At 64.0% G+C, this 26538-nt stretch carries 40 protein-coding genes; 18 read left to right on the top strand and 22 right to left on the bottom strand.

All coding sequences use genetic code 11. From position 1 onward, the window contains the following. The 21 genes from APH44_RS16820 to APH44_RS16720 are packed head-to-tail and all read right to left on the bottom strand — an operon-like array spanning position 1 to position 12233. Positions 1-1689, bottom strand: a complete 1689-nt coding sequence (locus tag APH44_RS16820) for a hypothetical protein (RefSeq protein WP_052156549.1) — start codon at positions 1687-1689, stop codon at positions 1-3. Then, positions 1689-2210, bottom strand: a complete 522-nt coding sequence (locus tag APH44_RS16815; protein WP_033965058.1) for a DUF3486 family protein — start codon at positions 2208-2210, stop codon at positions 1689-1691. The genes APH44_RS16820 and APH44_RS16815 overlap by 1 nt, the downstream gene beginning before the upstream one ends. A 6-nt stretch (positions 2211-2216) precedes the next feature. Next, positions 2217-2528 carry a hypothetical protein gene (locus APH44_RS16810; RefSeq protein ID WP_033965060.1) on the bottom strand — a complete coding sequence of 104 codons (312 nt, stop codon included), beginning with the start codon at positions 2526-2528 and terminating at the stop codon, positions 2217-2219. Continuing rightward, a complete protein-coding gene (locus APH44_RS16805; protein WP_033965062.1) occupies positions 2525-2806 on the bottom strand; it encodes a hypothetical protein in 282 nt (93 codons plus the stop codon). Before APH44_RS16805 ends, APH44_RS16810 begins: the two co-directional genes overlap by 4 nt. Next, positions 2803-3303 carry a hypothetical protein gene (locus APH44_RS16800; protein ID WP_218187343.1) on the bottom strand — a complete coding sequence of 167 codons (501 nt, stop codon included), beginning with the start codon at positions 3301-3303 and terminating at the stop codon, positions 2803-2805. Before APH44_RS16800 ends, APH44_RS16805 begins: the two co-directional genes overlap by 4 nt. After that, a complete protein-coding gene (locus APH44_RS16795) occupies positions 3300-3542 on the bottom strand; it encodes a hypothetical protein (protein ID WP_054893693.1) in 243 nt (80 codons plus the stop codon). Before APH44_RS16795 ends, APH44_RS16800 begins: the two co-directional genes overlap by 4 nt. After that, a complete protein-coding gene (locus APH44_RS16790; protein ID WP_033965065.1) occupies positions 3539-3982 on the bottom strand; it encodes a M15 family metallopeptidase in 444 nt (147 codons plus the stop codon). Before APH44_RS16790 ends, APH44_RS16795 begins: the two co-directional genes overlap by 4 nt. A gap of 45 nt (positions 3983-4027) precedes the next feature. Continuing rightward, positions 4028-4393 (bottom strand): Mor transcription activator family protein, encoded by a 366-nt coding sequence (locus tag APH44_RS16785; protein WP_033965066.1) that lies wholly within the window; start codon positions 4391-4393, stop codon positions 4028-4030. Beyond that, on the bottom strand, positions 4390-5040 hold the full coding sequence (locus APH44_RS16780; RefSeq protein ID WP_082430650.1) for a gp16 family protein: 651 nt from the start codon (positions 5038-5040) through the stop codon (positions 4390-4392). The genes APH44_RS16785 and APH44_RS16780 overlap by 4 nt, the downstream gene beginning before the upstream one ends. Next, positions 5037-5507 (bottom strand): hypothetical protein, encoded by a 471-nt coding sequence (locus APH44_RS16775; RefSeq protein WP_054893692.1) that lies wholly within the window; start codon positions 5505-5507, stop codon positions 5037-5039. Before APH44_RS16775 ends, APH44_RS16780 begins: the two co-directional genes overlap by 4 nt. Next, positions 5504-5740 carry a hypothetical protein gene (locus APH44_RS16770; protein WP_054893691.1) on the bottom strand — a complete coding sequence of 79 codons (237 nt, stop codon included), beginning with the start codon at positions 5738-5740 and terminating at the stop codon, positions 5504-5506. Before APH44_RS16770 ends, APH44_RS16775 begins: the two co-directional genes overlap by 4 nt. Next, the gene (locus APH44_RS16765) at positions 5740-5967 is read right to left on the bottom strand and encodes a hypothetical protein (RefSeq protein ID WP_054893690.1); all 228 of its coding nucleotides are present in this window, start codon (positions 5965-5967) and stop codon (positions 5740-5742) included. The genes APH44_RS16770 and APH44_RS16765 overlap by 1 nt, the downstream gene beginning before the upstream one ends. Further along, positions 5967-6476, bottom strand: a complete 510-nt coding sequence (locus APH44_RS16760; RefSeq protein WP_033965070.1) for a host-nuclease inhibitor Gam family protein — start codon at positions 6474-6476, stop codon at positions 5967-5969. The genes APH44_RS16765 and APH44_RS16760 overlap by 1 nt, the downstream gene beginning before the upstream one ends. Next, positions 6412-6852: a hypothetical protein gene (locus tag APH44_RS16755; protein WP_052156551.1), complete on the bottom strand. Its 441-nt coding sequence runs from the start codon at positions 6850-6852 to the stop codon at positions 6412-6414. The genes APH44_RS16760 and APH44_RS16755 overlap by 65 nt, the downstream gene beginning before the upstream one ends. Next, a complete protein-coding gene (locus APH44_RS16750; RefSeq protein WP_033965072.1) occupies positions 6842-7327 on the bottom strand; it encodes a hypothetical protein in 486 nt (161 codons plus the stop codon). Before APH44_RS16750 ends, APH44_RS16755 begins: the two co-directional genes overlap by 11 nt. Then, complete coding sequence (locus tag APH44_RS16745) at positions 7324-7623, bottom strand: hypothetical protein (protein WP_153574852.1); 300 nt, start codon at positions 7621-7623, stop codon at positions 7324-7326. Before APH44_RS16745 ends, APH44_RS16750 begins: the two co-directional genes overlap by 4 nt. A gap of 52 nt (positions 7624-7675) precedes the next feature. Then, positions 7676-8929 (bottom strand): AAA family ATPase, encoded by a 1254-nt coding sequence (locus tag APH44_RS16740; protein ID WP_054893688.1) that lies wholly within the window; start codon positions 8927-8929, stop codon positions 7676-7678. Beyond that, positions 8926-10755: a DDE-type integrase/transposase/recombinase gene (locus APH44_RS16735; RefSeq protein ID WP_213732115.1), complete on the bottom strand. Its 1830-nt coding sequence runs from the start codon at positions 10753-10755 to the stop codon at positions 8926-8928. Before APH44_RS16735 ends, APH44_RS16740 begins: the two co-directional genes overlap by 4 nt. 16 nt (positions 10756-10771) lie before the next feature. Beyond that, positions 10772-11665 carry a hypothetical protein gene (locus APH44_RS30085; protein WP_054893687.1) on the bottom strand — a complete coding sequence of 298 codons (894 nt, stop codon included), beginning with the start codon at positions 11663-11665 and terminating at the stop codon, positions 10772-10774. 12 nt (positions 11666-11677) lie between these two features. Further along, entirely contained in the window at positions 11678-11983 is a 306-nt protein-coding gene (locus APH44_RS16725; protein ID WP_113995593.1) for a helix-turn-helix domain-containing protein, read from the bottom strand. A gap of 43 nt (positions 11984-12026) precedes the next feature. Next, positions 12027-12233: a hypothetical protein gene (locus APH44_RS16720; RefSeq protein ID WP_052156554.1), complete on the bottom strand. Its 207-nt coding sequence runs from the start codon at positions 12231-12233 to the stop codon at positions 12027-12029. Between the two features lie 94 nt (positions 12234-12327). Here APH44_RS16720 and APH44_RS16715 point away from each other — a divergent pair, with 94 nt between their 5' ends. The 13 genes from APH44_RS16715 to APH44_RS16655 all read left to right on the top strand — a co-directional run bounded on the left by APH44_RS16715 (position 12328) and on the right by APH44_RS16655 (position 20243). Then, the gene (locus APH44_RS16715; RefSeq protein WP_052156555.1) at positions 12328-12747 is read left to right on the top strand and encodes a helix-turn-helix domain-containing protein; all 420 of its coding nucleotides are present in this window, start codon (positions 12328-12330) and stop codon (positions 12745-12747) included. Beyond that, positions 12744-13127 (top strand): hypothetical protein, encoded by a 384-nt coding sequence (locus APH44_RS16710; RefSeq protein WP_033965075.1) that lies wholly within the window; start codon positions 12744-12746, stop codon positions 13125-13127. The genes APH44_RS16715 and APH44_RS16710 overlap by 4 nt, the downstream gene beginning before the upstream one ends. Before the next feature lie 45 nt (positions 13128-13172). Beyond that, a complete protein-coding gene (locus tag APH44_RS16705; protein ID WP_052156556.1) occupies positions 13173-14273 on the top strand; it encodes a phage protease in 1101 nt (366 codons plus the stop codon). Positions 14274-14276: 3 nt separating this feature from the next. After that, positions 14277-14657: a capsid cement protein gene (locus tag APH44_RS16700; protein ID WP_033965077.1), complete on the top strand. Its 381-nt coding sequence runs from the start codon at positions 14277-14279 to the stop codon at positions 14655-14657. Positions 14658-14682: 25 nt separating this feature from the next. Continuing rightward, the gene (locus tag APH44_RS16695; RefSeq protein WP_054893686.1) at positions 14683-15612 is read left to right on the top strand and encodes a major capsid protein; all 930 of its coding nucleotides are present in this window, start codon (positions 14683-14685) and stop codon (positions 15610-15612) included. Between the two features lie 10 nt (positions 15613-15622). Further along, positions 15623-15925 (top strand): hypothetical protein, encoded by a 303-nt coding sequence (locus tag APH44_RS16690; protein WP_054893685.1) that lies wholly within the window; start codon positions 15623-15625, stop codon positions 15923-15925. Positions 15926-15927: 2 nt separating this feature from the next. Then, entirely contained in the window at positions 15928-16320 is a 393-nt protein-coding gene (locus APH44_RS16685; RefSeq protein ID WP_054893684.1) for a Gp49 family protein, read from the top strand. Between the two features lie 326 nt (positions 16321-16646). Next, a complete protein-coding gene (locus APH44_RS16680) occupies positions 16647-17102 on the top strand; it encodes a phage protein Gp36 family protein (protein WP_054893683.1) in 456 nt (151 codons plus the stop codon). Further along, positions 17102-17656, top strand: coding sequence for a Gp37 family protein (locus APH44_RS16675; RefSeq protein WP_054893682.1), 555 nt, complete (start codon positions 17102-17104; stop codon positions 17654-17656). Before APH44_RS16680 ends, APH44_RS16675 begins: the two co-directional genes overlap by 1 nt. Positions 17657-17670: 14 nt before the next feature. Beyond that, positions 17671-17925, top strand: coding sequence for a hypothetical protein (locus APH44_RS16670; protein WP_054893681.1), 255 nt, complete (start codon positions 17671-17673; stop codon positions 17923-17925). 16 nt (positions 17926-17941) lie between these two features. After that, positions 17942-19393, top strand: coding sequence for a phage tail sheath subtilisin-like domain-containing protein (locus APH44_RS16665; RefSeq protein WP_033965085.1), 1452 nt, complete (start codon positions 17942-17944; stop codon positions 19391-19393). 29 nt (positions 19394-19422) lie between these two features. Next, positions 19423-19944 carry a phage major tail tube protein gene (locus APH44_RS16660; protein ID WP_033965086.1) on the top strand — a complete coding sequence of 174 codons (522 nt, stop codon included), beginning with the start codon at positions 19423-19425 and terminating at the stop codon, positions 19942-19944. A 2-nt stretch (positions 19945-19946) separates the two neighbouring features. Then, positions 19947-20243: a phage tail assembly protein gene (locus tag APH44_RS16655; protein WP_054893680.1), complete on the top strand. Its 297-nt coding sequence runs from the start codon at positions 19947-19949 to the stop codon at positions 20241-20243. Between the two features lie 138 nt (positions 20244-20381). On the opposite strand, the gene APH44_RS16650 is transcribed toward APH44_RS16655, so the two are convergent. Beyond that, positions 20382-20672: a hypothetical protein gene (locus APH44_RS16650; RefSeq protein WP_033965087.1), complete on the bottom strand. Its 291-nt coding sequence runs from the start codon at positions 20670-20672 to the stop codon at positions 20382-20384. 127 nt (positions 20673-20799) lie between these two features. Here APH44_RS16650 and APH44_RS16645 point away from each other — a divergent pair, with 127 nt between their 5' ends. Genes APH44_RS16645 through APH44_RS16625 form a run of 5 tightly spaced genes read left to right on the top strand, consistent with a single transcriptional unit; the run spans position 20800 to position 26532 of the window. Beyond that, complete coding sequence (locus APH44_RS16645) at positions 20800-24078, top strand: phage tail tape measure protein (protein ID WP_054893679.1); 3279 nt, start codon at positions 20800-20802, stop codon at positions 24076-24078. Then, a complete protein-coding gene (locus APH44_RS16640; protein ID WP_153574853.1) occupies positions 24079-24693 on the top strand; it encodes a phage tail protein in 615 nt (204 codons plus the stop codon). Next, positions 24690-24923 (top strand): tail protein X, encoded by a 234-nt coding sequence (locus tag APH44_RS16635; protein ID WP_033965088.1) that lies wholly within the window; start codon positions 24690-24692, stop codon positions 24921-24923. Before APH44_RS16640 ends, APH44_RS16635 begins: the two co-directional genes overlap by 4 nt. Further along, complete coding sequence (locus tag APH44_RS16630; protein ID WP_054893678.1) at positions 24920-25936, top strand: phage late control D family protein; 1017 nt, start codon at positions 24920-24922, stop codon at positions 25934-25936. The genes APH44_RS16635 and APH44_RS16630 overlap by 4 nt, the downstream gene beginning before the upstream one ends. Further along, entirely contained in the window at positions 25933-26532 is a 600-nt protein-coding gene (locus APH44_RS16625; RefSeq protein WP_156343766.1) for a phage baseplate assembly protein V, read from the top strand. The genes APH44_RS16630 and APH44_RS16625 overlap by 4 nt, the downstream gene beginning before the upstream one ends. Positions 26533-26538 lie beyond the last annotated feature (6 nt).

The raw sequence follows: 26538 nt of genomic DNA, 5'->3' as shown, positions 1-26538 counted from the left end.
CTACCAGCCAGCCATGCGGCCGCCGTATTCAAGATCGGTGTCGGTGTCCATCTCATCGACCTGCGCATCGCGCCGTGGCACTTCCATGTACTCGGCCAGCCATTCATTCACCGGGTTGAGCGCGGCAAAATTCATCAGCGCGCCCGCCACCGCGCCGTCGCCGTGGCGCACCAGGTCGGCGTCCTTCAGGTCTTTGCGCTCCAGCTTGGGCACCATCGGGATACCGTCGATGAACTCGACGGCGCGGTGGTCATCCTCCAGCGATGCGTCGCGCGGCATGGCGATGAAGCCGTCCTCGAACAGCGAGATGTACTTGCCCATCCATTCGCCGTACCAGGCGCGAGAGAGCGTGACTTCGTGAACAGGCCCGCCGATGTAGTTGCCCGTTTTTTCGTCAAACACCGCGCGTCCGAACTTGTCGCCGGTGTATTCCATGAGCGTTTGACCAGGCCCGGTCGCATCGCCAGCGAAAGTCCACCGCTTCAGCTCGCCCAGCAGCGCCCAGAGAATCTGCTCCTGCTGGCGAGTCGGGGCATTGGCCAGTTCGAGGATGAAGGGCACGTCGCGGCGAAGGTCGGCCGTGATGCGGGCGGGCTTGATGACGGAGAAGTGGCGGTGGCGCGCGAAGTCCATGCCAATTGCCCAACGCCCGGTAAAGCCGCGCTGCGCTTCGTTGAGGACGGGCATGAGCGTGGTGGCAATCCACGACGCGCACCAGATTTCGCGCTCTTTTTCCGAACGCTTCGGGAAGTCGTCGCTGAAAGCGATACGGAGCACGGGGCGCACTTCCGGCATCGCCCGCTCAATCCAGACCGATGGAATTGCCGAGCCATCGCCGTCGCGTGGAATCACGTCGAGTTCCTCGCGCATGGCTGCTTTTCGCGGGCCGTAGGCGGCCCGGATGGCGGTGTACCACTCCCGTTTGCCTTCTTCGGTCGCTGGGATGCCTTTCATGGCGCAAACGCGCTCATAGAGGCCATTCGCCACGGCGTCATCGAACGTGATGCGGATGCACCTGGCACGTTTCCCATAGCGCCCGGCACGGACGTCATTCACCAACTGGTGGAAGGCATTTTTCTTGCCGCGATGCGATGACCAGACGCGAATGCGGCCACCCCAAATGAGCAGGGCCGTCGCTGATTCGAGCACCTTGGAAACGTCCTTGTGCAAGGCTGCTTCGTCAAGGTCAACCAGCCCTTGCAGGCCGTGGATGTTTTCCGGCCGAGAAGAAAGTGCAGTGACACGGAACCCGCTGGCGAAGCGGACGCGGAACGCCTGAATCTCGCGGCTGGTGCCATCGGCCCGCTGGTCAAGGAAGATGTGCTGCTCAATGCGCGTTGCCTGGCCGCGCGCCACGATCTGCGAGAACTTGCCGACATAGCCGATGTATTCCAGACCCTTTTCACGCGTGTCGGCCATGTACCACACGTTGCTGCCGCCCGCTTCCTTGGCGGTGGCGGCGGTGATCGTGTCGGTCAGTGCTTGCGCGAACGTGATACCCGTGCGGCGGCCTTTCTCGCACACCGAGATGTCCAAGTCCTGCTGCATCTGAATCCAGTCCGACTGGTGCTTCATCAGCACGCCTTCGGCAAATGGGTCGAAGTCAGGAGGTATTTGGCGGACGTTCTCCGGCAGCTCGTCCCACTCGACGATGCGCTCGGTATCGGGGAGAGATGCAGGAATACCCATCACATGCCCATCAGGACTTGTTCGCGCCAGAAGCGGGCTTCGTCGGCATTGAGGCCGCGCGCCTGGGCGGCGGTGTCAACGCGCGCGGCAGCTTCTTCCAGCGCCTGCTTGCGGGCCTCGGCCTGCCAGCGTTTCTGCGCGACCGAAGCCTTGCCCAACTCGGCCACGGCGCGGGCCAGCTTCGGCAGATCGACAGCGTCGGGGTCTACCTCCATCTCCATCAGGATGGAGAACATCTTTTCTTGCGTGAGCCGCACCAGGGCGTCGTTGACAGCGCCATCGTCGTCGGGAGCGGCCTGTACTACGGCGCGTGCCTGTTCAGTGACCACACGCAGGGTTTTCAGGCGCTCCTCGAACGCCTGGCCATAGCGGTGCAGGCCGGACTTGCCGATCTCGAAGCCGCGCTTGGCCAGCTCGGCGGACAGCAGCTCGTACTGGCTGAAGTTGTTCTCCACCAACGCTTGGTCGAGCCAGGCTTTAACGTGCGCGGGAAGCGCCTCCACCTTGGAACGTCGAGGCATGGCGGCTCACCAGTATTTGGCCGGGCGCGCGATGCCCGGCTCACATGCGACCGCGTACTCGACCACGTCGATGCCATAGCGGTCGAGCTTGCAGAACCACTGCGGCTGCGAGTCGCGGCCGGTGATCGTGATGAGTTCGCGCGCGGCCAGGTAGTCGAGGTTGCGGCGCAGCTCCAATGTGGTCAGGTCGGGCAGCATCGGCGTGATCGCCGATAGCACCACTTGTTCGCTCGTACCCACCGGCTGCGCGGAGTTCAGTGCCAACAAGATGAGCCAGCGCAGGTTTTCGCGCCGGGCTTTTTCCAGGTCAGGGGTCATACAGACTTCTCCATCAGACGTTCAATTCGTGCTCCTATGGCATCCAGCTTTGCGTTGAGCACGGTCTCGAAGCGGATGGCATCCTCACGCCGCTGGTACTCCAGCGGCAGCTTGGTCAGGGTTTCGTTGAGCTGGTTTTCCAGCTTGCTCACGCGGTCGTTTTGCTGGTCGATGCGGGCGTCGAGTTGCCGCAGCAGAATCTTCCCGAACGAAGCCAGGGTGCCGATGAAGCCCAGCAGCAGACCGACCAAGTGCCAAAAATCAACTTGAATGGTCATTGCGCTTGCTCCTGCTGGTTGACCCACGATTGCAGCGCCTTCAACTGTTCGGCGACTTCGTGATAGGTGGCGTAGTTTTCGACGACGGTGGCGGCAGCGGTTTCAACGCTGGCGGCGGGCGCATCAGCAACTCCGGCGGGGTCGGGAAGTTCGCCTTGGGCGGCGGCATCGTGGAGCACGCGGAAACCGCCAGGCAGATCGCAGGTAACAGCAGACGAAACATAGACAGGAACCTCCTTGATGATTTCCTTGCCGCGCTCCTTCACTACCTGGACGCGGTCAACGTATTGCGTCACCACCTGGGTAGTGACCTCGGCCTGGGTGGTGGCGGTTTGCGCGGCGGCCAGCTTTGCCGCCGCACGTTCGGCATCCCATGCGGCATTGACGGTGGATTCGCCGTAATGGCAACCACCGATGACGGATACGGTGACGATGGCGGTGAGGCCCAGCAGCTTCCAAGGCAGTTCACGGAAAAACTGAATGACGGCGGCGCTCACGATTTCTCCTCCGCATTGGCGGCGCGGGTAGCGGGGCCGCTGTACTTGAGCGAGAGGAACTTCGAGGCCGTGACGGCACCAGCAACGCAGGATAGGTAGGCCCACCAGACTTCCGTCTCGGCCTGGCCCACCCAGTTCAGGCGCACAAACGAAACGGTGGCGGCGGCGTAGCCGATGTTGGCCCAAATCTTCGTGTGTGAGAGGCGGCCGTCGCGGGAGACCAGGTCGATGAGATTCATGCCGAGGCGACCTCCTGCGGAACCTTGCCAGCGGCGAGCTGCGCCAGCGACAGGCCGCCTGTGTACTGGAAATGAGCGTATTCGCGGAATGTCTTCCAACGCCCCGCCCATTCCAGACCAGCCGCCTCGCCGAGTTGGCCGATGCGTTCCCACAATTTGCCGTCAGCGCCGGTGGTGTTCCACACGGCTTTGCCGTCGCGTAGAGGCACCACGTCGAAGGCGACGCGCCAGTTGTGATAGCTCTGGCCCGGCTTGGCATTGGTTACACGCTTGCCGGGGGCGGTTCGGCCCTGGGCGTAGAGCGCAGCTTGGCTCTCCAGGTCGCGGTAGGTGGAGGTAACGAGGATGTCGATGCCCTCCTGCTTGCACGCGGCTAGGAAGGCTTGCGCCCGTGAGCGCACGGGCGGCAAAAGATCGTCTAGGGAGCGAGAATTTTTCATGCCGTCATGATGGCGGCGGCTCCCCGGTGATGCGATTAAAGTGCTTTAGTTTCCGTCCGGCAGCAGTGGCATCTGCCGGGTGCTTAGGTCGCGCTGCCGCGCCCGCTTCACGATGTTCCTCACCTGCATTTCCGTGAGGTTGTACTTGTGCGCGAGCATCTTGTAGTTGTCCCCGTTGAACTCCGACCAGATTTGCTCATCGCGTTGTGACAGCTCATAGGACAAGCCGCGCGGGATGTACTGTTGAACGCCTCCGATCTCCGTGCGGATGGCTTCGGTGATGGTGAACGCAAGCGACGTAGCTTGCGCAATTTCGTGTGTGACCAGCCGGTTGTAGATCACCTGGCCGATCTGTTCGAGCAGTTCCGGGTATCCATCCGGGAAGTGCATCATCGTGCTCTCTGGCTTCATGGTTTCTCCCTCTTATCGAGTGCTGTTTTCAGTGCATCCCAAGCAGTTTGCATGGGGTCAAAGGTCTGCCGGGTTTGCGCCAGGCCGACCGTGGAGCGCAGCCCGGTCAGTTCCTCGTCGCTCAATGTGACGCTGCCGGTCTTGATCGCTTCCGATAAGGTTTGAGCCATTTCCCTCACCTGGCCAGGCAGGTAGCGCATGGCCCACTTCTTCAAAGTCTCGATGAGGGCTTCCGTCTGGTTGCCGTTCGTCCATTGCAGTGCGTCCACCTTGGCGATGCGCTTCACATAAGCCGCCAGGGCTTCCTCGGATGGGTTCTTCACCGCGCCCAACTGGTGCAGGAACAACCAGAGGGCGCGTACCTTCCGCGCCTCCGGGTATTGCGCCAGAGGACGGCCCGGCCTGCTTTGAGCAGGAGGCCGGGCCGACTTGACCCGCACCTTGAAACCGCTGCGCTTCATGCGCTCCAGGACGCGCTCCAGCTCCGGCACGCTCATGGCCGAGGTGGAATCCTTCTGCACACTGCCCATGAGCAGCGCGCGGTAGATCTCATCGTCCAGGCCCAGCTCGCGCTTGCCCACATGAATGAGACGTATGAGGCGCTGGCGAGCATCCTGATTAGCGGCGGTGCGGGCGGCGGATTTCATAGGGCCGCTCCCAGCGATGAGGGCGCTTCAATCCAGACGATGCCGTCGCGCTTCCCACGCCTGCATTTGCGGTTCCAATCCAGCCATTGATACAGCGCCCTGATCGCGGCTTTCTGGTTCTCTGCCTCTGGAATCCCCGGCACCAACAATTTGCCCTCACTGGCACCCTTACCGTGTCGGGCGGCGACATCAATGGCACCCTTCAGCGCGTACCGTGGCCCTTCGGCGATCAAGATCGCTCCACTACCATCCAAGCTACTGGCGGGCAGATGGTTTCCGATCTCGATCAAGCCGGAAGCCCAGCACCAGGCAACCTGTGGAGTCATGTCGTAGTAGCTTTTGCAGCCACAACGAGGGCATGTCTTTTCCGTGCAACCACCGTATTTCTTGGAGGGGACATCGAGCCACGCCGATTCCATGCAGGCATGACGGCAGCGCGTGCATTTGATGAGGTTGTCGTGATTCATGCTTGTTCTCCCTTCGTTGCCCACAACCCATAGGTGTTGCGGCCCATAAGGGCCAGCACGCGGGGCGAGCGTCCCTCGCCCGTTGTGATGCGCCAATAGGTGGTCGGTGAAGCTTCATAGAGCGCCTGTGCAGCGTGCTTTACGCGCTCCATTGTTTGTTCACCGAGGCCGAAGGAAACGACGGTTTTCCATGAACCGTTGCTGTTGACTTGGAGTTGCAGGGGGCTGCTCATCACACGTCCTCCACTTTTTTGACGACAATGGGGTTGCCGTATTTGTCGAAAAGCCCCGCCCTGCGCGGTGCGGCGATGAAGGTTTCGTAGGCATCCGTGCCGAACACGATCAGCGGGAACAGAAACCAGATAAAGGCCACCACGTTGCGCTGGTAGATGGCTATCGCGATGAAGCCCAGGACGGCGGTGAGCAGCAGCACCAATGCAGCCTTGTGTGCGATCTTCATCACGCGACCTCGACTTCAAACGGCTCGATGACGAAGTCCTCGACGCCGGTCACGATGGAGATACCCGCGATGCCGGATACAGCCGTGGGGTCGGCGAGCATGGCTTCCTTGTTCGGTTCATCCTTGCTACGGATGAATCGGCCCAGGCCCAGCGAGCGCAGTGTCTCCAGCACTTTATCGACACTGCGGATGCTGACGCTGGGCGGTCGCTGCCGCCACTTGACCAGGCCGGTGATAAGGTTGGCTTCCTTGCCGCCGCCCGCGAGCAACTCGGCGCGGTGCGCTTCGCACCAGGTCTGGATGCCACCGGCCAGCGTGTCGATGCGCGTCTTGAGCGCCTCGATCTCGTCCTTGCGCCCGGCGGTGATAGCCGCGATCTGGTCGTTGATCTCGGTCTCCACCCGCGTCAGCTCGCGCTGCGCATCGCCAAGGGCGCGGATGGCTTCAATCGTCAGTTCCTTGCTCTGGCACACCCACTGTGCCGCTTTTGCCTTTTTTCTGGTTGCCATGATGTGGCTCCTTCATTGATAGCGTTTTCTTGAGGTCTTTCATTAACTCGCGGATGCGTGCCAGGTTCTGTTCACGCACTTCCGGCGAGACCGGGGGCGGCGGTAGCTGGCGCGGTGGTGCGCGAGCGCCGATGTTGTCGAGGTAGAGCTTCGGTGGCGGCCAGCGATCGCAGACGCGGAACAGCACCAAGAAGGCGCGCTCCAGGCGCTCTCGGTCGAGCTGTTCATCCCACCGGCAGCCGTTGTTCCAGATCGCCTCCAGCCACACCTCGGCGGTGCCGACGATGGCGTCTTCTGGCGGAGTGCCCGCCAGGCGCAGGGCCAGCAGCTTCTGCAAGCCGGTGGCAATGACGATGCGGAACCAGTCAGGCACCATGCTTGAAACTCTCCAGCGCCGCGATGCCCGACAGGGTCTTGGACGTGGTCTTGCCGGTGGTCAGGCGCGGCGCACCATCGACCACCAGGTTGTTTACGGCGGGCCGATAGCCGCTGATTACCTCGTAGAGCCAGCCGTGGCCCTTGAGGGGCGTCTTGAGCCGTCCCGCATCGCGCGCGGCCAGCCCTTGTTCAATGGCCCACACCCAGGCTTCCTGTGGCGCTTCAAACACCTGGCCGTTGCGCGTGATGCGCCCTGCCTGGATGTCCGGCAACACCTCGTTGAGCAGCTTGCCCACGCGCTCCATCGTCAGTTCGCGGGAGTCAGGCCGATGCAGCGCGACATAGCGCACCAGGGCTGCGCCGAGCGTGCCGGAGAGCTTGAAGGCGGCGGCGAGGGCTTCACGCGCGCCTTCGTGGGCGACCAGGGCGTCGAGCGATAGGGTCGCGCCGCAGGACGGGCAGCGTGTTCTCATTGCATCAGTTCCTTCGCCCGTAGCACTTCTTTCCAGGCCACGCGAATGCCCTGGTAGTGGATGGAGCAGAGGCGGCTGCCATCTGCCTGGGTTTCGATGGTGCGGCCGTGGCCCAGCTCCAGCAGCGGCTTGAGCTGCTTGGTGCTTCCCGGCGTCACGGTGATGGTTGGCCGGTCGGTTTGGCCGGGGTACAGCGACTCCTGCACCACGCGGTAGCCCATTGCGCGCAACTCGCGGGCGACGCGGTTGACCAGCTCCAGGCGGGAAACGAACTCCTCGGTGAACACTCTGCTCATGACATGCTCCGTATGGGCGATGGGGCGGACGAGATGCAGGACGGCGGCCATGTCACGCCTCCTTGACGATGTCGGCGTCCACCACCGGAGCGCCGAGGTTGGCGGCCACGTTCATGGCGGCGGTGAGCGCGTTGGCGACGGCCAGCGGGTATGCCAGGCTCACGTAGGTGGTGGTCAACTGCGCCGACTTGGCGTTGCCGGTGCGGCGAGCGAAGGTCAGGCGTTCGCGCAGCGCGGCGATGCCTTCGGGCGTGATGACCTGGGCCACATCAACGCCGATGCGTGCCAGCTTGAACTTGAGGTATTCGGCCAGGTAGCCGTCCAGCGGCGGCAGCTCGACGATGTCGCACCGCTGGGCGACCTCGCGCACATCGGGGTCGCTCACCGACAGGCGGGCGCGCAGCTCCGGCTGTGCGATCAGCACCACGGACAGCATGGGCGAGAGACCGTCCTTGATCTCGGAAAACCGCTTGAGGTGCTTCAGGGTCGCCTTGGGCAAGCAGTGCGCTTCTTCGATCAACAGCAGATGGCGCTGGCCCGCGCGGTGTCCGGCGGTGAGCAGCTTCTTCACCTGGCGCGCGCGGGCTTCCAAGTCACGCGCAGGAGCAACGCCAGGTGCGACGGTGTCGATGATGGCCTGCACGATGGCCGCGCTCTTGAGCGTCTTGCCCTTGGCGTCGTTCTCCTCCATGTAGAGCACGGAGGGTTCGATCACGACTAGGTCGCGGCCTTCGCGCACCAGGCGGTCTTTGAAGTCATCGACCAGCGTGGACTTGCCGCTGCCGCTTTCGCCGACGATGCCGAGCATCCCGCCATGTTTGGCGGTTTGCCAGAGCGTTTCGCGCACGAAGCGGATGTCCTGGCTGATGAAGACGTCGCTGGCCTGCGTGACGTCGTTCTTGAACGGATCGGCGGCCAGGTTGAAGTGCTTGCGGGTGGCCGGGGTCAGAGTTTGTTTTTGCAGCAGCATGTCGGTTTCCTTCTTGGCAGTTGATGAGGAGGCCGCGTCGGACGTGGGCGCGGTGGTGGAACGCTCTGCGGCGTCTCGGTTTTTCGGGGTGCCCGCGCGGTGCTCGAACGCGGTGGCGATGGCTTTCTCGGACGCGCCCAGCCGGGCCAGTTCGATGCGGATGGCTTGGCGCAGAGCGGGCCAGCCCTTGGCAGGCTGGAAGCCCCAATTGAGGATGTCGGCCAAGGTTCCTGCGCTGATGCCCAGCGTGCGGGCGAACTGCGCCTGCGCCACGTTCATGCGCTTGAGCAGAGCCTTGAGCTTGAGGGGCGTGGGTTTGCTGTCGGGGTATCTCATCGGAACCTCCTCAGCTCAATCACGCTGCTGCCATGAGTGCCCGTTGCCGCCGGTGCGATGGCCCACTGATCAGCCCACGATTGCGGCACGTTGCCGTCCGGGAAGGCGGCTTTGACCTGGCTGTAGAGGTCGGCAGGGGCGGCATCGCCCAGGCGCTCCTTGATGGCGCGAACGGCCTCCGGCACGGTGAGCATCATCTGCACCGATGCGGCCTTGCTCTGGAGCTGTTGCACCTGGGGCGTTTGAACTTCCCCGGCGTTGGGTACCAGGCGGCGCGGCAGGTCGGCCTGGCCCAGGTGGCTGTGCGCCACCAAGCCCTTGCCATCGTTGAGGTGGCCGAAGGGGCGGGCCTGCTCGGCGCGCTTCTTCTCGGCCTCATCCACTGTGGTGCCATCGCCCCAGGCAGCAGCGGCCAGCGTGTTCGCGGCACGCTCGCTGGCGGTCTGCGGCGCGCGGGCGTACTCCTCGCCCGCTACCGGCGCGGACAGGGGCCGCCCGTATTCGTCGAACTCGCGCTCCGGCTCCACTTGCACCAGCAGGGGTTCCGCGCCCAGGCGGTCGATCTCGATACGCAGCGCGCCCTGCTGCATGAGCAGCGGTGTGACGCGCACCTTCTGGCCATTGCCCAGGAACTCGGCCCAGGGGTTCAGGTCGTAGCTGGCGCGCCGCCCCAGCTCGGGGTGAGCGAAGGTGATTTTCAGGTTGCGTACCTGGCGGGTCAGTTCCTGGCCCGCCATGAACCACTGGCACACCTCGCGCGGCGGCATCTGCACCAGTGCGCCGGGGTGGCGCATGATGAGCTGCCAGAGGTCGTCGCGCACCATCGGCTGGCCGCTGGCGCGCACCAGGCGGCAATCGACCTTCTCGATGGCGTTGGCGTTGAAGTCGCGTACCCAGCGGGCCGCCGAAGCATTGAGCTGCTCGACGCTCTCCACTGGCTCGAAGCGCAGGCGGGACTCGAAGTGGGTTTCCACCAGGTTGTTGCCCTGCTCGACGCCGCCCTTGCCCCAGGAGTGGCCGGTGGCGTGTGTCTCGTGGTCAACGCCCAGGGCGTCGAGCAGGTTCTTGATGGCGAAGCTGGTGTTGGCGCTGCCCTTGTCCCACAAGAGCATCTTGGGTACGCCGTGCGACATGCGGTCGGACTGCTGGCCCCAGGTGTAGAGCAGGAACTCGAACAGGCTGTGCTGATTCTCGCCAGCGGCCTCGAAGTAGCGCACGTCGATGGTGCCGCTGGCGTGGTCGTAGCGGACGTAACGCCAGACCTTGAGCCGCACCTTGTCCATGCTGGCGGGCTTGTTCTTGTAGAACTCCTCGTCGCGCATGATCGCCTGACCCTTTGGCGTGTAGTAGATGAGGCAGAGCGAGGGGTCGATCTGGTGCAGGTGGTTGGGATGCAGGCTGCGCAGCGTGATGTGGTTGCGGGCGGCGGCCTGCGCCTTGGCGTCCATGCGAGCGGCGCGCAGCAGCGCGTTGACGCGGCCCTCGGAGACGGTTACGTCGATGCCGTTGGTGTGCGCGATGTTCATGGCCACCGCCGTGGGCAGCGTGGCCTTGCCGTTGCCACGGATGCCTTCGCGCTTGGCCGCTGCGATGAAGTGCAGCGTTTCCTTCGGCAGCGCAGTGGTGCCCGCGTCGGCGCGCTTCTTGCGGCCGGTGCGATAGCCTGCATGGGTGCGCAGCCAGGTGTAGACCGTCGAGGGGTTCCGGCCGATGAGGCTGGCAAAGTTATGCACCAGCTCGGTCGCGCAACCGTGCGGGGCCGCAGCGATGCGGTCGCGCAAGGCGAATAGCTCTTGCAGCAGGTCTGGAGCGAGTTGATGGGCCATATCGAGTTCCTGCGCTTCAGGCCGCTTCTGGCGCGTATGCGCCCAGCGATTTGTCGAAGGTGGTGCGTTCCTTGGTCAGGCCCGCTTCTGCCCGCGAGAGCGCCTGCTCGTACACCTCGGCGATGTGGGCCAGCGCCGCTTCGTACTTCGGGCGCTGTTCTTCGGGAATGTCCTGCGCAACCTCGAACAACGTGATGCGGCAGGTCTCCAGCTCGCTGATGGCCTGGGCGATCTTGCGACCGGCGGCGGCGACCTGGTCGGAAACCGGCTCCAGCGCGTCGGGCCAGTCCGTGTCGGCGACCACCTTCTTCTTGAGCTGTACCTGGAGGTTGGTGAGCTTTTTCTGCGTCTTGTCCAGGACAGCGTCCTTGGCTTCAAGATCGCCTTGCAGGCTGCGGATGGCATTCCGTAGTTCGCCCGCGCTCATACGGTCGATGTCGTCGATGTCCTTCAGATTCTCCAGCACGTCATCGTCGTGAGTAACAAGCTCCAGGAAGGCGCTGGCACTTTTCACCTGGGTGCTCAAAAGTGCCAAATTGGCAGATTTCGCCGTTTTGGCAGCGGCCTGCATAAAGCGCGCGGCTGACCTGTAGCTGAAGCCGAGGAACTCCACGCGCTTCTCGAACTCACCGTGCGGCGTCAGCTCGCGTAGCACCAGCAGGCGCTTGCCCAGCTCCAACAGTGATTCCACCGTGCGGCGCTGGTAGAAGCGGATTTCATCTTCCAGGGCACCGATGGTCAGGGAACCTTCGTAGCCGATTTCGGTGGCGATGGCCTGCGCGGCGGCCTCTTGCTTGCTGTGCATGACGGCGAGCTGGTTGGCGGCTACTGTGGCGGCAGGCAGGCCCGGCAGGTCGGCGTCAGTGACGACTTCGGCGGCGGGTGCGATCTTGGTTGCGGTGCGGGCCATATGTTCTTCTCCTTAGTGATTGGTCAGGCGGGTCTGGATGTTCTCGATACGCTCGCGGGCGGCGTCGAGGCTGCGGAGGATAGAAACGGCGTGGCGCGCGAACTGCACCGAGGGGCGGATGCGCCCGGTCTCCGGGATGCGTTCGGCAAAGCCCTTTTCTTCGAGCGTGGCGACGTAACGGGTGATGGCGCTGGGATCGAGGCCGGTGGCCTTCGACAGATCGGTGGGCGTCATGCCGTTGGCGAAGTGGCCCAGCAGTGCAGCCAGGACATCGAGCACCTTGGCTGCTGTCTGGCTGGTCTTGATTGGTGTGCTCACGATTAAGGTTCTCCTGTGAAAATGATTTGCAGCGTGCGAAAATTCAGGCGGCTCGGTTCGGCTTGAGGCCGAGAGCGACAAACACCTGATGCGCCTTGCCGCGTTTGCCCTTGGAGCGACCACGCAGCACCATGAACATGGCGTCGTAGTCCAGCCCCTTGCGGCGGCAGTAGTCGGAGAGCGACTCACCGCGAGCGTCCAGGTCGGCGCGAAAGGCGGCGATCTTCCGGTCGATTTGGTCTTGGGTCATGGGTTCGGCCTCTGGTGGTTTTGGTTGGTGATGGTGGTGATTATTTACTCGAACGAGTAAAAGATCAAGTTGTTTTTACTCATTTGGAGGTTTAATGACTATCGGATGCAGATTGAAAGAGGAGCGAAAGCGGCTCCGTCTAAACCAGACTGATTTCGCGGCGTTGGCCGGGGTGCAGATCAGCGCCCAGACCAACTACGAGAACGACAAGCGGCAACCGGATGCGAAGTACCTGGCCGCTATCGCGGAGGCCGGAGCTGATGTCGGCTACATCACGACTGGCGTGCGCAAGGGCGAGGAACACACCACGCCAGCAGCGCAGTTGCTGCGGATGAAGGTGTTGGCCAGCTTGCTGGCGGATGAGCTGCACAAGCGCGAGACCGGCTTGTCGGAGGTTGGCTTCCATGAGCTGCTCGATGAGCTATGGCCGGAGTGGAGTGCCGATGCGACGCCAGAACCGGCGGCGCTGCGCGGGCGCATTGCACACGCATTGAGTGCAAGGGGGGTGAAATGAATTTGAGGGTTGTTTTCGCGTTGGCGGCCTGCGTGGGCCTTGTTGCCTGTGGCGAGGATGCTGACGACGTGCCGCCACCAGAGAAGCGGCAGGTGTCGGTGCTGGTGATGGACACCAGCGCGGCAGAGAATCCCGTGCTGAAGTTCCGGGCCGAAGACGTGGCCTTGAGCGACGTGCTCAAGAAAGTGGGGCCATTGACGAAGTCGCAGACCATCGCGTTGCGCTGCGAAGGCGGCTACAACAAGCAGCCGCCGCTGTATTCCCTCGACTTTGACATCGTCCGTGGCAACGGTGGCGCGACTGAGAACTTGCTGGGCGTTGTGGACACAGCGACCATGCACGAGGTCTGCGTGAAGAAAATGCGGTCGCACAAAAACTAAAAGCCTTTACTGTCTGCCGCCCATGCCGCTCGGCAAAGTGGCGGCATGGACAAAAGCACCGCAAACCGACAAGTAGCAGCGCTGGCCTTCGAGATCGTGCTCGAAGGCCAAGGCGCAACGCGCACCGCTCCTGCCCGGATGCGCGTGATTCCCGATGGGCACTTCGATGCCCTCGACGGCCGCCCCGGCAACATGGAAGGGGTCACGGCCAAGACGTGGTTCCTGGACGCCACGGCCGCCGCTGCCGTCACCGCCACCTTCAAGGCGGGCGGCGTCAAGCTCCCCATCGACTACGAACACCAAACCCTCAAGGCCGCAGACAACGGGCAACCCGCGCCCGCTGCTGGCTGGATTACCGCGCTGGAGTATTCGCCTGGCGTGGGGATGCTCGCGCATGTGAGCTGGACGGCCGCTGGCCGCGCGCACCTGGAGGGCGAGGAGTACCTCTACATCTCGCCCATTCTCATCTTCGACGCCGAGACCGGCATGGTGCTCGGCCTGCATAGCGTTGCTCTCACCAACAAGCCCGCGCTCGGCGCGCTGGGAGAGATCACTGCGCTCACCAACGATTCGCTACGCCGACTGCCCGGCTCTGGCAGGACTACCAACGAGGAACCCATCATGGAAAAAACCAAGGTGCTGGTGGCCCTGGGATTGCCCCTGGACACCGGCGACGACACCGCGCTCGCGCAGCTCTCCACGCTGGTGCAGAAAGCCCGCGACCAGGAGCAGCAGATCGCGGCGCTGAAGGCCAACCAGTTCGACCCAGCCAAGCACATCCCGCTGGATGAGCACCAGAAGCTCACCACCGAACTGGCCGCACTCAAGTCCACCAGCGATAAGACCGAGCACGAACGCCTGATGACCGCCGCGCTGTCCGACGCGCGCATCCTGCCGCCCAACGAAGCCTACTGGCGCGCGCAGCCGTTGGCGGCGCTGCAAGCCTTCCTCAAAGAAGCCAAGCCGCTGGCCGCGCTCAAAGGCACGCAGACCGGCGGCACTCCGCCTGCGGGCGGCGGCGACCTGGACGTGAAGGACTCCAACGCTATCGCCCAGGCCGCGTTGAAGTACCAGCAGGAACAGGCCCAGGCCGGTGTCACCGTTTCCACGGCTGCGGCCGTGGCCCACGTCACGAAAGGAGCGTAAGCAATGGGCAATCCCACCCTCATCAAGAACTACACCGCCGAGGGCGACATTGCGGCCTACCGCATCGTCAAGTTCGGCGCGGCCGATGGTGGCGTCGCGCAGGCTGCGGCCAGCACCGACCTGGTCATCGGTGTGAACGCGGAACTGCCCGTGGTCGCGGGCGAGCGCGTGGACGTGGTTCGCGCCGGTCTCGCGGACGTGGAGTTTGGCGGCACCGTGGCGCGCGGCCAGCCGGTCGCGGCGGACGCCAACGGCAAGGCTGTGGTCGCCGCGCCTGCGGCGAACGTCAACGCCCACATCATCGGTTTCGCCGAGGTCAGCGCGGTCGCTGGCGACATCGCCCCGGTGTTGCTCGCGCGCGGCGTGTTCCAGGGCGCTGCCTAACCCTCATCACACATAGGAGATTCACATGGCAATTCGCCCGTTTCCCATCGACCCGAAGCTGACCGCCATCGCCATCGCGTACCGCAACCCGGACGTGGTGCTGATCGCCGACAGCGTCCTGCCGCGCACGCCGACCTCGCAGGAGTTCAAGTGGCTGGAGTACGACCTGGCGCAAGGCTTCACCGTCCCTGACACCCGCGTGGGCCGCAAGTCGGTGCCCAACGAAGTCGAGTTCAAGGCCGAAGAGCGTACTGACAAGGTCGAAGACCACGGCCTCGACGACATCGTGCCGAACGAGGACGTCGAAGCCGACAACCAGGGCGTCGATCCGCTCGGCACGTCCACGGCCTACCTGACCAACCTGGTTAACCTGGGCCGTGAGCAGCGTGTCGCTTCCAAGGTGTTCAACCCGGCCAGCTTCTCGGCCAACAACCAGGCCACGCTGTCGGGCACCAGCCAGTGGTCGCACGATTCGTCCGACCCGGTGGCCTCCATCGGCGACGCGCTCGACTCGCCGATCATCCGCCCGAACATCGCCGTGTTCGGCCAGCAGACCTGGACGAAGCTGCGCCGCCACAAGCTGATCGTGCAGGCCATCAAGGGCACGGCGCAGGGCGCGGGCATGGTGTCGCGCCAGGAGTTCGCCGAGTTCTTCGAGCTGCAAGAAGTGCTGGTCGGCGCGGGCTTCGTGAACCAGGCCAAGAAGGGCCAGGCCGCGACCATGTCGCGCGTGTGGGGCAAGCACGCGGCCTTCCTGTACCGCGACCGCGCCGCAGGCCCGCAGGCTGGCGTGACCTACGGCTTTACTGCCGCCTGGGGCAACAAGATCGCGGGCAGCATCGACGAACCGAAGATCGGCCTGACTGGCTCCCAGCGCGTGCGCTCCGGCGAGCGCGTGAAGGAAGTCATCTGCGCCCGCGACCTGGGCTACTTCTTCCAGAACGCCGTGGCGTAAGGGGGCGACGATGGCAAAGAAGGAACCCGTCCAGTTGCCGGAAGGCGAAGGCGACAAGCCGCAGGCCGAAGCCGTGCAGGCCGACACTGTGCAAGCCGATACCGCGCAGACCAGCGCACAACCGGAAGGCCAGGCCCAGGCCGAGCAGAAGGTGAAGCCCGCGCAGGGCGATGCCAAGACAGTCCGGCCCATCGTGCGCGTCGAGCACGATGGCCAGGTCTATGAACCCGGCAGCGATGCCTCGTTCGAGGTCGGCGGCAAGCAACTGCAATCCTTGCTCGACGTGAAGGCGGTCGAGATCGTGGAGGTATGAACATGGAAGCCACTCAAGTGAACGGCCCGCGTGTCACTCCGGCCGATGTCGAAGCGGAAGTCGTCAGCGAGTTCTGCTTCACCGCTGCCGATGGCGTGCTCGGCGAATCCCAGCTCGGCACCGCGCCTGCGTCGTGGGTTGGCCTGGAGCGTGTGACGTTCGCCGTGCTGACGTTGCGCAACGGCACCAAGGTGGTCGGCATCAATTACGGTGCTATCGACCCGGCACAGCATAGTGCCGAGCGTGGCCGTACCGAGGCCCGCAAGGACGCCGTGAGCAAGGTCTACGAGTTGCTGGGCTTCCGCCTGCGTGACGAACTGGCCCGCCCAGTGCTGACCGAGGCCGATGCGCTGGCCGACCTCAACGGCACGCCGCGCCCCAGCCGGGCAAGCTGATCTTCCTGCCTCAACGCCACCTGGCCTTCTCCCTGGCAGTTTGCCCGCGTCGTATCCCGGCGCGGGCTTTTTTTCGGCGGCGCGCTGTGCGGCCCTACAAGCCCGCCGTACCCCTGTGGTGCCCCCGTTGTATAGGCCGTGGCGTTTGAGCGCCAGCGAATCGTTCGCAAACGGCCGGGTGCCCCTCTTGATGGTCTACGACTGGCAACAGGGTGCAGCAGTGGGGACAAACCCTTCGAAACCGGCCGCTTGCCGCCTGCCCACCACCGGGCAAAAACTAAAGACCTTTACTGTCTCTGTGTCGGGGCACTCGGCAAAGTGGCGACATGGACTACGCCACCTTTACTCAACTCACCGAGCGATATGCCGAGCGCGACCTGCGGCTTATCACCGACCCTGACGCGCAAGCTCTGGATGCAGGCCGCGCCGAGCAGGCGTTGGCTGATGCCGCCGCCGAGATCGACGCTTGGCTCGACCGCCGCTACGTGCTGCCCTTGGTAAGCATCAGCGGTGAACCGATGGCCGCGCCGGTGGTGTTGGTGCGCTGCGCGTGCGACATCGCCATTTACCGGCTGCAAACGCTGCGGCCTGCCGACGATATCAAGGATGCCCGCCAACGCTACGAAGACGTAGTGAAGCTGCTCAAGGCCATCGGCTGTGGCGACGTTTCCCTGCCTGGCGCGAAGCTGCGCGCTGACGTGGCCGACAACCCTGCATCGCAATCGGCCGGTATGCCGCAGTTCGGCCAGCCGCCGTCGCTGTTCGGCCGGAGGAACCGCTGATGAGCACGGTCGGTGATCTGGAAAACGCCATCGTGGCCCGCCTGTCTGCGGCGCTCACGCTGCAGGGCCAGGCGCATCCGAAGGTGGATGTGCGTGCCTGGCCGGAGCGCCCACGCGACTACCGCATGGCCCATCCCCACGGCGCGGCACTGGTCATCTATCGCGGCAGCAAGTTCACACACCGCGCGACCGCCGGGCAACTGGTGACCTACGAGGACGAGTTCGAGATGGGGCTGATCTCCCGCACGCTGCGCGAAGCCAATGTTCCAGGTTCGGCGGAGGCTGCCCTGGGCGTCGGCATCTATGACCTGCTCGAAACCTGCCGTGAAGCACTCATGGGGTGGGTACCGCAGTTCGCTTCAGGCCAGGTGCGAATCATCAGCGTCGAGTTCGACGACTACGTCGAGGGCACGTGGGGCTACAGCCTGCGTTTTGCCATTCCCATGACCACCGTGGCCAACCGACCCCGCCCGCCTGGGCCGTGGGGCGTCACCAATGAGGACGCCGCACCGGCGCTCTCCGAACCCGCTGTGCAGCTACCTGAAACCACTTAAACGAAGGAGTGCTTATGTCTCGCTATCTCTACACCGGCCCCGATTCCGCCGTGACGCTCAAGGTGAGCGACGGCAAGGGCAACCTCAACGACCAGGACGTGCTGCTCTGGAACAACCAGGAGGTCGAGCTGCCCGCCGATCACGATCTGGTGCGCGTGCTGGTGCAGAAGGGCCGCCTCACGCCGGTGCAGACCGCGCCGGTGCAGGTCGAACAGCCCGCCACCACTGAACCCACGGCCGCGACCGAGAAGTCGGGCAAGACCAAGTAACTGAAAGGAGATTCCAATGGCTGCAAATTTTCTGCACGGCGTCGAGACCATCGAGATCGACAGCGGCCCGCGCCCCGTCAAGCTGGTGAAGACCGCCGTGGTCGGTATCGTCGGCACGGCGGCGGCCGGGGCAGTAAACACGCCCATCCTCGTCACCAGCGAGAGCGACTTCGCGCAATTCGGCCAGGACATTCCCGGCAGCACCATCCTCAAGGCGCTCAACCGCATCTACAAGCAGAAGGGCACGGTCGCCATCGTTATCAACGTGCTCGACCCGGCCACGCACAAAACCACGCTTGCTGCGCCGGAAACCGTGACTGTTGACCAGGACGGCAAGTTCTCGTTGGGCCATGCCGCCGTGGTGAGTGCCATCACGCTGACCAACTCGGCAGGCTCCACCACCTACATCAAGGACACCGACTACACGTTCGACCCGGCAACCGGCACCGGCCAGCGCATCAGCTCCGGCAGCATCCCTGCGGGTACCGTAGCCGCTCCCACCACGCTGAAGGCGTCGTATACCTACGCGAACCCGACGCTGGTGCAGCCTTCGGACATCATCGGCACCATCAATGGGGCGGGCCAGCGCACGGGCATGAAGGCGTTCCGCGACAGCTACCAGCTTTTCGGGTACTACCCGAAGATCATCATCGCGCCGGTGTTCAGCACCCTCAACTCGGTGGCCACCGAACTCGGTGCGCTGATGAACAGCATTCGCGCCTTTGGCTTCGTGACCGCCCCCATCGGCACCACGTTCCAGCAGGCGATCACCGGGCGTGGGCCATCCGGCAGCATCAACTTCAACACCAGCTCGCGCCGCATCGGCCTGTGCTTCCCGCACGTGAAGGACTACGACACGGCGACCGACACCGAAGTGCTGGCCGACCTGGCGACTTATGCCGCTGGCGCGCTCTCGCGCAAAGACCAGGAGAACGGCTACTGGTGGTCGCCCTCGAACACCGAGCTGCTCGGCGTGACCGGCGTGGAAACGCCCATCGACGCGATGATTAACGACCCGAACAGCGAGGCCAACCTGCTGAACGAGGCTGGCATCATCACGGTGTTCAACAGCTACGGCACGGGCATCCGCTTGTGGGGAAACCGCAGTGCGGCCTTCCCCAGCGAGACGCATCCCAAGAACTTCATCAACGTGCTGCGCACGGCGGACGTGATCGCGGAGAGCCTGGAGTACTACACGCTCCAGTACATCGACCGCCCGCTGGACAACGCGCTCATCGACGCCATCGTCGAAAGCTGCAACGCCTTCATGCGCAAGCTCAAGGCAGACGGCGCGATCATCGACGGCAAGGTGTGGTTCGACCCGGCGGACAACGAAACCACGGAACTGGCGGCGGGCCACGTCACGTTCACCTACGACTTCATGCCGCCGACGCCTGCCGAGCGCGTGACCTACAAGTCCATCGTGAACATCGACTACCTCAACCAGTTGGGCACGAAGTCCTCCTGAACATCCAACCAATCTGAAAGGAGCCAATCGTGGCCGGTATTCAAGTAAACACGCTCAACAACGCGAACATCTACATCGACGGCAACAGCCTGTTGGGCCAGGCCGAGGAGTTCAAGCTCCCGGTGGTGAAGTTCAAGATGGCCGAGCACAAGGCCGTGGGCATGGTCGGCGCGATCAAGCTGCCCAGCGGCTTCGAGGCGCTGGAAGGCGAGATCAAGTGGAACTCGTTCTACGCCAACGTGTGGCCCAAGCTGCTCGACCCGTTCACCCCGGTGCAGCTTCAGGCGCGCGGCAGCCTGGAAACCTACACCAGTCAAGGCCGCACCCAACAGGTGCCCTACGTGGTGTTTCTCACCGCCTCGTTTTACGAGGTGCCGACCGGCGACTTCAAGCAGAACGACAAGGCCGAGTTCAGCAGCAAGTTCTACGCGACCTACATCAAGCAGCAGGTCAATGGCGCGGACGTGCTGGAAGTCGATGCGATGGCCAACATTTACAAGGTCGGCGGCGTTGACAAACTCGACCTGTACCGCACCAACATCGGAGGCTGACCATGAGCGACACCACGAAGAACACCGCAGCGCCCGCCAATCCCGCGAGCGTGGATCTGGCAATGCCGCTGGCCACGCCGAACGGTGAGGTCAAGACCATCAGCTTCCGGCGCGGCAAGGCCAAGGACATGGTGGCCGCCCAGCGCATCGAATCCGACCCGGCCCGGCGCGAGCTGGTGCTGATGGCGATGCTGTCCGAGCAGAAGCTCACCGTCGAAGACATCGAGGAGCTGGACTTGGCCGACCTGGCCATCGTCCAGGCGGCATTTCAAAGTCTGTGGATGCCCCGCGCTACCTGATGAAACCTTGTGGGAGGCGTGCGGACTGCTCGCCAAGTGGTTCCACTTCCAGCCCTCGGAAATCTACGAGCTGGAGTGGTGGGACTTTGAGAAGTGGGTGGGCCTGGCGGTGAAGCAGGCCGAGGCCGCCGCAGCGGCTTACCGGACGTAGCCGAGGCGGCGGGCCAGCCAGGCGAACGGAGTGGGAACCAGCAAGGCCAACCAGCGCAGCGGGAGGCAGAGCACCAGACCCAGGACGTAGCCGATGATTCCGCCGCCGATGGCTCCAGGGATGGAGGTCAACAGAAGGCCGAGCACCGTACCCAAGAACGCCAGCAGGTAGCCAACCACCCCGGAGCATTGCGCCCAGGGCAGCGTCATGGCGTCAGCGGTATCGCGTTCCGCTTGAGCGCCTGCTTCCTGCCACGATTTTTGGAGCCAGTCTTTCATGTCGAAGTCGTTAACCCTCGGAATTGTCTTTTCTTCGATGGGAGCCGGTGCTGTTGCCACCACCATCGGGACTGTGGTAGGCCACCTCGGCAGTATAGAAAAAAAGGTGGTAGAGGCCAAATCCAGGATGAAGGAACTTGGCCTGGAAACCGTGGACGCCTTCGCCGTGCAGAAGAAGGAACTGCAACAGGCCAAGGAACAGCTCCAGGCGCACCAGACTGCTACCACGTCCTTGGGCCGTTCCGTGGCGATGGCCCGTATCGAACAGGAGGCAGCTACCGAGTCGCTGCAAGCCTATCGCACCGAACTGGCCGGACAGACTGGCCGAGCCACCGATGAGCAGCGCGTCAAGCTCAAGACGCTGCGCGAGCAGGTCAGCCAGGCCGATAGGAACCTCAAGGAGCTGACCAAGGAGTTCAAGGAAGCCCGCGACAAGGGCCAGGGCATGACCGAGGGTGTGATGCGTCAGACCGAGCGTCTGCAACGGCTGCGCACGGCCCTGGAACAGAATGGCGTGTCCACGCGCAACCTGTCTGAACATCGCCGCCGCATTACCCAGGCCATGCGCAACGAGCAGGCAACGGTGGACAGGCTGACCACCCGCTACGAGAGGCTCAAGGCGGCGCAAAACGCGCAGCAGCAAGCCCGCGCCGACCTCAACTCGCGCTGGGGCGATGCGATGGCGGCCTACGGCACAGCGCGGGCGCTGGGTGCGCCTGTGGGGGCGTTCATCCGCCAGGACGATGCGCTCAACTCGCTCCAGGTCGCCATGATGGACAAGAACGGCCAGGTGGGCGGTACCTACGACGCGCTCAAGCGCCAGGCCATCGAGCTGGGCAACTTGCTGCCGGGCACCACAGCGGACTTCGTCGGCACCGCCCGCGCGCTCATGGAGCAAGGAGTGGCAGTCGAGTCGGTGCTGGGTGGCGGCCTAAAGGCGGCTTCGTACCTGTCGGTTGTGCTGCGGATGCCAACCGAGGAAGCCGGTGAGATGGCGGCCAAGCTGCGCGAAGCCTACAAGCTATCCGACGACGAGTTGACGAAAATGGCCGACTCCATGCAGCGGGCCAAGTTCGCCTTCGGCATGAAGCCGTCCGACCTCATGGCCGCCAGCGCCTACCAGGCGCCCATGCTCAACCAGCTTGGTATCTCCGGCATCGACAACACCAACAAGATGTTGGCCATCCAGGGCATGGCCGCGCAGGTCGGCCTGGAGGGTTCCTCGTTCGGTACTAACTTCTCGATGATGCTCTCGCGGCTGGCCAAGGGGCCGCAGATGATCGAGGACGCCAAGAAAGGCATGAAAGGTCACGCCAAGGGGCTGATGGAGGACGCGGGAATCACCTTCGACTTCTTCGACAAGAAGGGCAATTTCGCGGGCCTCGACCACATGGTCACGGAGCTGGAGAAGCTCAAGACCATCAAGGACAAGCTGGGCGACAAGGCGGCGATGGAAGTGGCCGAGGCCATGTTCGGCGCGGAAGCGGGCCGCCCGGCCATGATTCTGGCCGAGCAAGGCATGGCCGGGTTCCGCGCCGCGCAGGAGCGCATGGCGCAGCAAGCCAGTCTGCAACAGCGCATCGAACGCACCACGCAAAGCAGCAAGAACACAATCGAAGCCTTGGGCGGCTCGCTGGAGAACCTGGGCGCAGCCCTGGCCGGGCCAGTGGTGCAGGCGCTGCACCCACTCATCAATGTGCTGAACACCGCTACCGGCTGGCTGACAGAGTTTGCCGACAGCAACCCGCGCGCCACCAAGGCGCTGGGCTTCCTGGTGCTGGGCCTGGGCGCAGCGATCACCACCTTCTTCGCGCTGGGTGTGGCCATGTCCTTCGGTCGCGTGCTGGTCTCCGGCCTCCAGGTCTTCTCGCTCATGACCCGCATCGGCGGCGGCGCGGCCTGGCTGGGTGGCGTGCTGCGCGGGCCGTTGCTGGGGGCGCTGGGTGTGGCGAGGGTTGCCGTGATTGCGCTGGGCCGCGCCATGCTGATGAACCCCATCGGCCTCATCATCACCGGCATCGCGGCCGGTGCGTACCTGGTCTATCGCTACTGGACGCCGATCAAGGGCTTTTTCCTTGGCCTATGGAGCGGCATCAGGTCGGGTTTCGTGAGTGCCTGGAACGGCGTCACGTCGATTTTCACCGGCATCTGGAACCAGATCACCAGCGCCTTCTCTGGCGGCATCGCGGGCGTGGGCAAGCTGATCGTGAACTGGTCGCCGATGGGACTTTTCTATAAAGCGTTTTCCGGCGTGCTGTCCTGGTTCGGCGTTGACCTGCCGAAGAACTTCACCGACTTCGGTACGAACATCATCAGCGGGCTGACCAACGGCATCAAATCGGCCATTGGCGGAGCGGTCACAGCCATCGGTGACTTCGCCTCCGGCCTCAAGTCGAAGTTCACCAATCTGCTGGGCATCCAGTCACCGTCCAGGGTATTCATGGGCTTCGGCGGCAACATCGGCGATGGCGCGGCGCTAGGCATCCTGAAATCCGTGCCGGGCGTCCAAGGCGCGGCGGGCAGGCTGGCCGGGGTGGCGCTGGCCGGTGCGGTCGCTGCGAGCAACACTGCCGTCGCGGGGGTGAACAGCTCCATCCAGACGCGCCAGCCGGTTGAACCGCCGCGCCTAGAAGCGCCTGCAGCGCAGGTTCTGCGGCTGGTCGCGCCCGCCACCATGCCGCGCGTCGAGCTGCCGCGCATGGGTGTCCCGCGACTGGACGTATCCCAACCATCCAGCCAGGCGGCGTCGCCTGCACCGATGCCGCAGGCTGCTCCGGCGCTGGCCCCGCAGCCTACCGTTTCCGTGACGGTGCCGCGCATTGAGTTGCCGCGCCTGGAGGCTCCGCGTCAAGCGGATGCCTCGCAACCAGCCAGGCCCGCCGCGCCGGTGGTGATGCCGCAGATGTCTATGCCCCGTGCGGAACTGCCACGCCAGGTAGCTCCGATGCCGATTCAGACGCCGATGGTGTCCATGCCGCCGCTGCCGCGCATCGAGTTGCCACGCTTGGAGCTGCCAGGGCTGAACATGGCAGCGTTGCCTGCGGCGCGGCTTGTCGCGTCTGTGCCGATGCCCCAGGCCAATGCACCCAGCCCGGTGCGTTTTGAGCTACCGCGCTTGGAGTCTCCGATGCAGGCCGCGCAGCCTGTTGTTCCCGCCGCGATGCAACGGGCTGGTGAGGTGAATCAGGTGCTATCACGCCGTGAGAGCGCGCCGAGTACGGCAGCTTCTGCGGGCGTTGGCCAGGGCGGGATGACGATTCACTTTTCGCCCAGCATCAGCGTGGGTGGTGATAACGGCGGCGGCGACGTGCGCGGCCAGGTGCAGGAGGGATTGAAGCTCTCCATGCGCGAACTGGAACAGATGATTCGGCGCTTGCAGGCCGAGCAACAACGGAGGGCGTTCTAAATGGCGATCATGACGCCGGTAGGCAATTTCGGCATGGGCACGGTGGCCCAGATCATCCATGAGCTGACGCGCACTCGCGGCGGCGTGTCGCAGCACGCGTTGCTGGGGGAAATCACCTTCGACCTCATCACTTACTTCGAGGGCATGGAGGCGAACTTCTCGGCGAACTACGCAGAGCACGCGCTCATTGAAGGCAAGCCACGTCTGCAATGGGTGGGAGACAACCTGGACGAAGTGAGTTGGAGCCTGGTGTTCCATGCCGGGTTCTGCGACCCGGAGCTGGAGATGCTCAAACTGCGCGGTGCAATCACGCGCCATGAGGCGTTGCCGCTGGTGTTCGCCAACGGTGATTACAAAGGCTGGTTTGTTCCTACCGATGTGCGTGTGACCACCCGGCAGGTGATGCGCGACGGTACCCTGATCTGGCTGGAGGCCGAGCTGACGCTGCGCGAGTACGTGCGCCCGGTGGTGCTGGTCGAGGAAACCTCCAAGCAGGAACCAGTGGCCACCGAGAAGCCTGACCCGAACGGCCAGGTGAAAAAGCCCGCGCAGACGGTCAACCGTGCGCCCGCGTCCAGGCCCGCCAGTGCGCCGCCAACCAGGAGCGCACGATGACGGCCATCGACTGCATCGAGCACATCACCCAGGCGGGCGAACGCTGGGACACGTTGGCCTGGCGCTACTACGGCGATCCGCTGGCCTACGGCCGCATCATCGCTGCCAACCCCGCGCTAGACATCAGCGCCACTTTGCCTTCGGGCGTGGTGGTGCTGGTGCCGGTACTGCCGCTGACCGAGTCCAGCCAAGCATTGCAGGATGAGGAGCTGCCACCGTGGAAAAGATGAAGGTAGCCACGCCCAAGGTGATTGTGCTCTACGAGAGCAAGGACATTACCGCCCACGTCGCGCCCGCGCTGATCGAGCTGGCCTACACCGACTTCATGGAAGGCGAAAGTGACTCCGTCGATCTGGCGCTGGAGGACGCCGAGCGCCGCTGGCAGGATGCCTGGTATCCACAGCATGGGGACGTGGTGCAGGTGCAGATCGGCTATGCCGGAGAACCGCTGCTGCCCTGCGGCGAGTTTGAGGTGGACGAGGTCGAACTGGATGGCCCCCCGGACGTGATCCGCATCAAGGCGCTGGCCGCTGGCGTGAAGCGCAGCGTGCGGACGCGCAACGGCCGGGCATACGAGAACACTACGCTGGGCGACGTGGCCAAAACCGTGGCCCAGCGCAACAAGCTCAAGCTGACCGGCACGATTGAGCCGGTGAAAATCGCGCGCGTCACGCAGGTGTACGAAACCGATCTGACCTTTCTCAAGCGCGTGGCCGAGAGCTACGGCTATTCGTTCTCGGTACGTGGAGACAAGCTCTGCTTCTTCAAACGGTCGGAACTCAAGGCGGCGGAACCTACCCTGGTGATCCGCCGCCAGGACGTGACCAGCTATCGCTTCCAGGACAAGGTGCGTGGCGTGGTGGCAGCGGCCACGGCCTCCTACCACGACCCCAAGACCAAGCAGGTCAAGAAGGCCACGGTGAAGGATGTCGAGGCCAAGGGCAACCAGCATAGTGCCGATGAGCTGAAGCTCAATGTGCGGGCCGAGAATGAACAACAGGCGCGGCTCAAGGCCGACGCGGCGCTGGACAGGGCCAACGAAGACCAGACCGGCGGCACCCTGGCCATGCCCGGCCAGGTGAAGCTGATGTCCGGGGTGAATGTGCGGCTGGAAGGCTTCGGCAAGATGGATGGCAAGTACACCATCACGCAGGCGCGGCATCGCGTGTCTCGCAACTCCGGTTATGGCACCGAAGTCGATCTCAAGCGCGTGCGCGACCCGAAGCAAGGAGCGACGGCATGAACATGGCCACTGGCGGCGCGCGCTACAAGCAGGGCATCGTGGCCGAGTCCCGGCCGGGATTTGCCCGCGTGCGTTTCGATGACGTGGACGGCCTGGTCACGGCCTGGCTTCCTCTACTGCATCCCAAGACCCTCGCCGACAAGGTAGTGTGGACGCTGGACGTGGGCGAGCATGTTGGCTGCATCCTGGATGAGTTCATGGAGGACGGCTGCATCCTCGGCGCGATCTACTCTGACGCCGACGCGCCGCCGGTAAGCAGCCCGGACAAGTTCCGGCTCCAGTTCAAGGATGGCGGCTCGGTTGAGTACGACCGCAGCAACGGGGCCATGAACATCGTCTGCAAAGGTGTTGCAAACCTGGTCGCCGATGGTGACGTCACCGTGAAGGCTCCCTCGGTTACGCTGGACACGCCGCAAACTACCTGCACCGGCCAGCTCACGGTCGAGGGGATGCTCACCTACAAGGGCGGCATGGCGGGCAGTGGCGGCAGCGGTGCGGCGGCCACCATCCAGGGCGATGTCCAGGTGGACGGCAACATCAACGCATCGGGCAGCATCATGGATGCCGGTGGTAACTCCAACCACCACTCGCACTGACCCGGC

The organism is Pseudomonas sp. NBRC 111143 (genome assembly GCF_001320965.1).
Taxonomy (GTDB): Bacteria; Pseudomonadota; Gammaproteobacteria; order Pseudomonadales; family Pseudomonadaceae; genus Aquipseudomonas; species Aquipseudomonas machongensis.
Note: the sequence above shows the minus strand (reverse complement) of the source record. Positions and strands in the feature narration are given on the sequence as shown.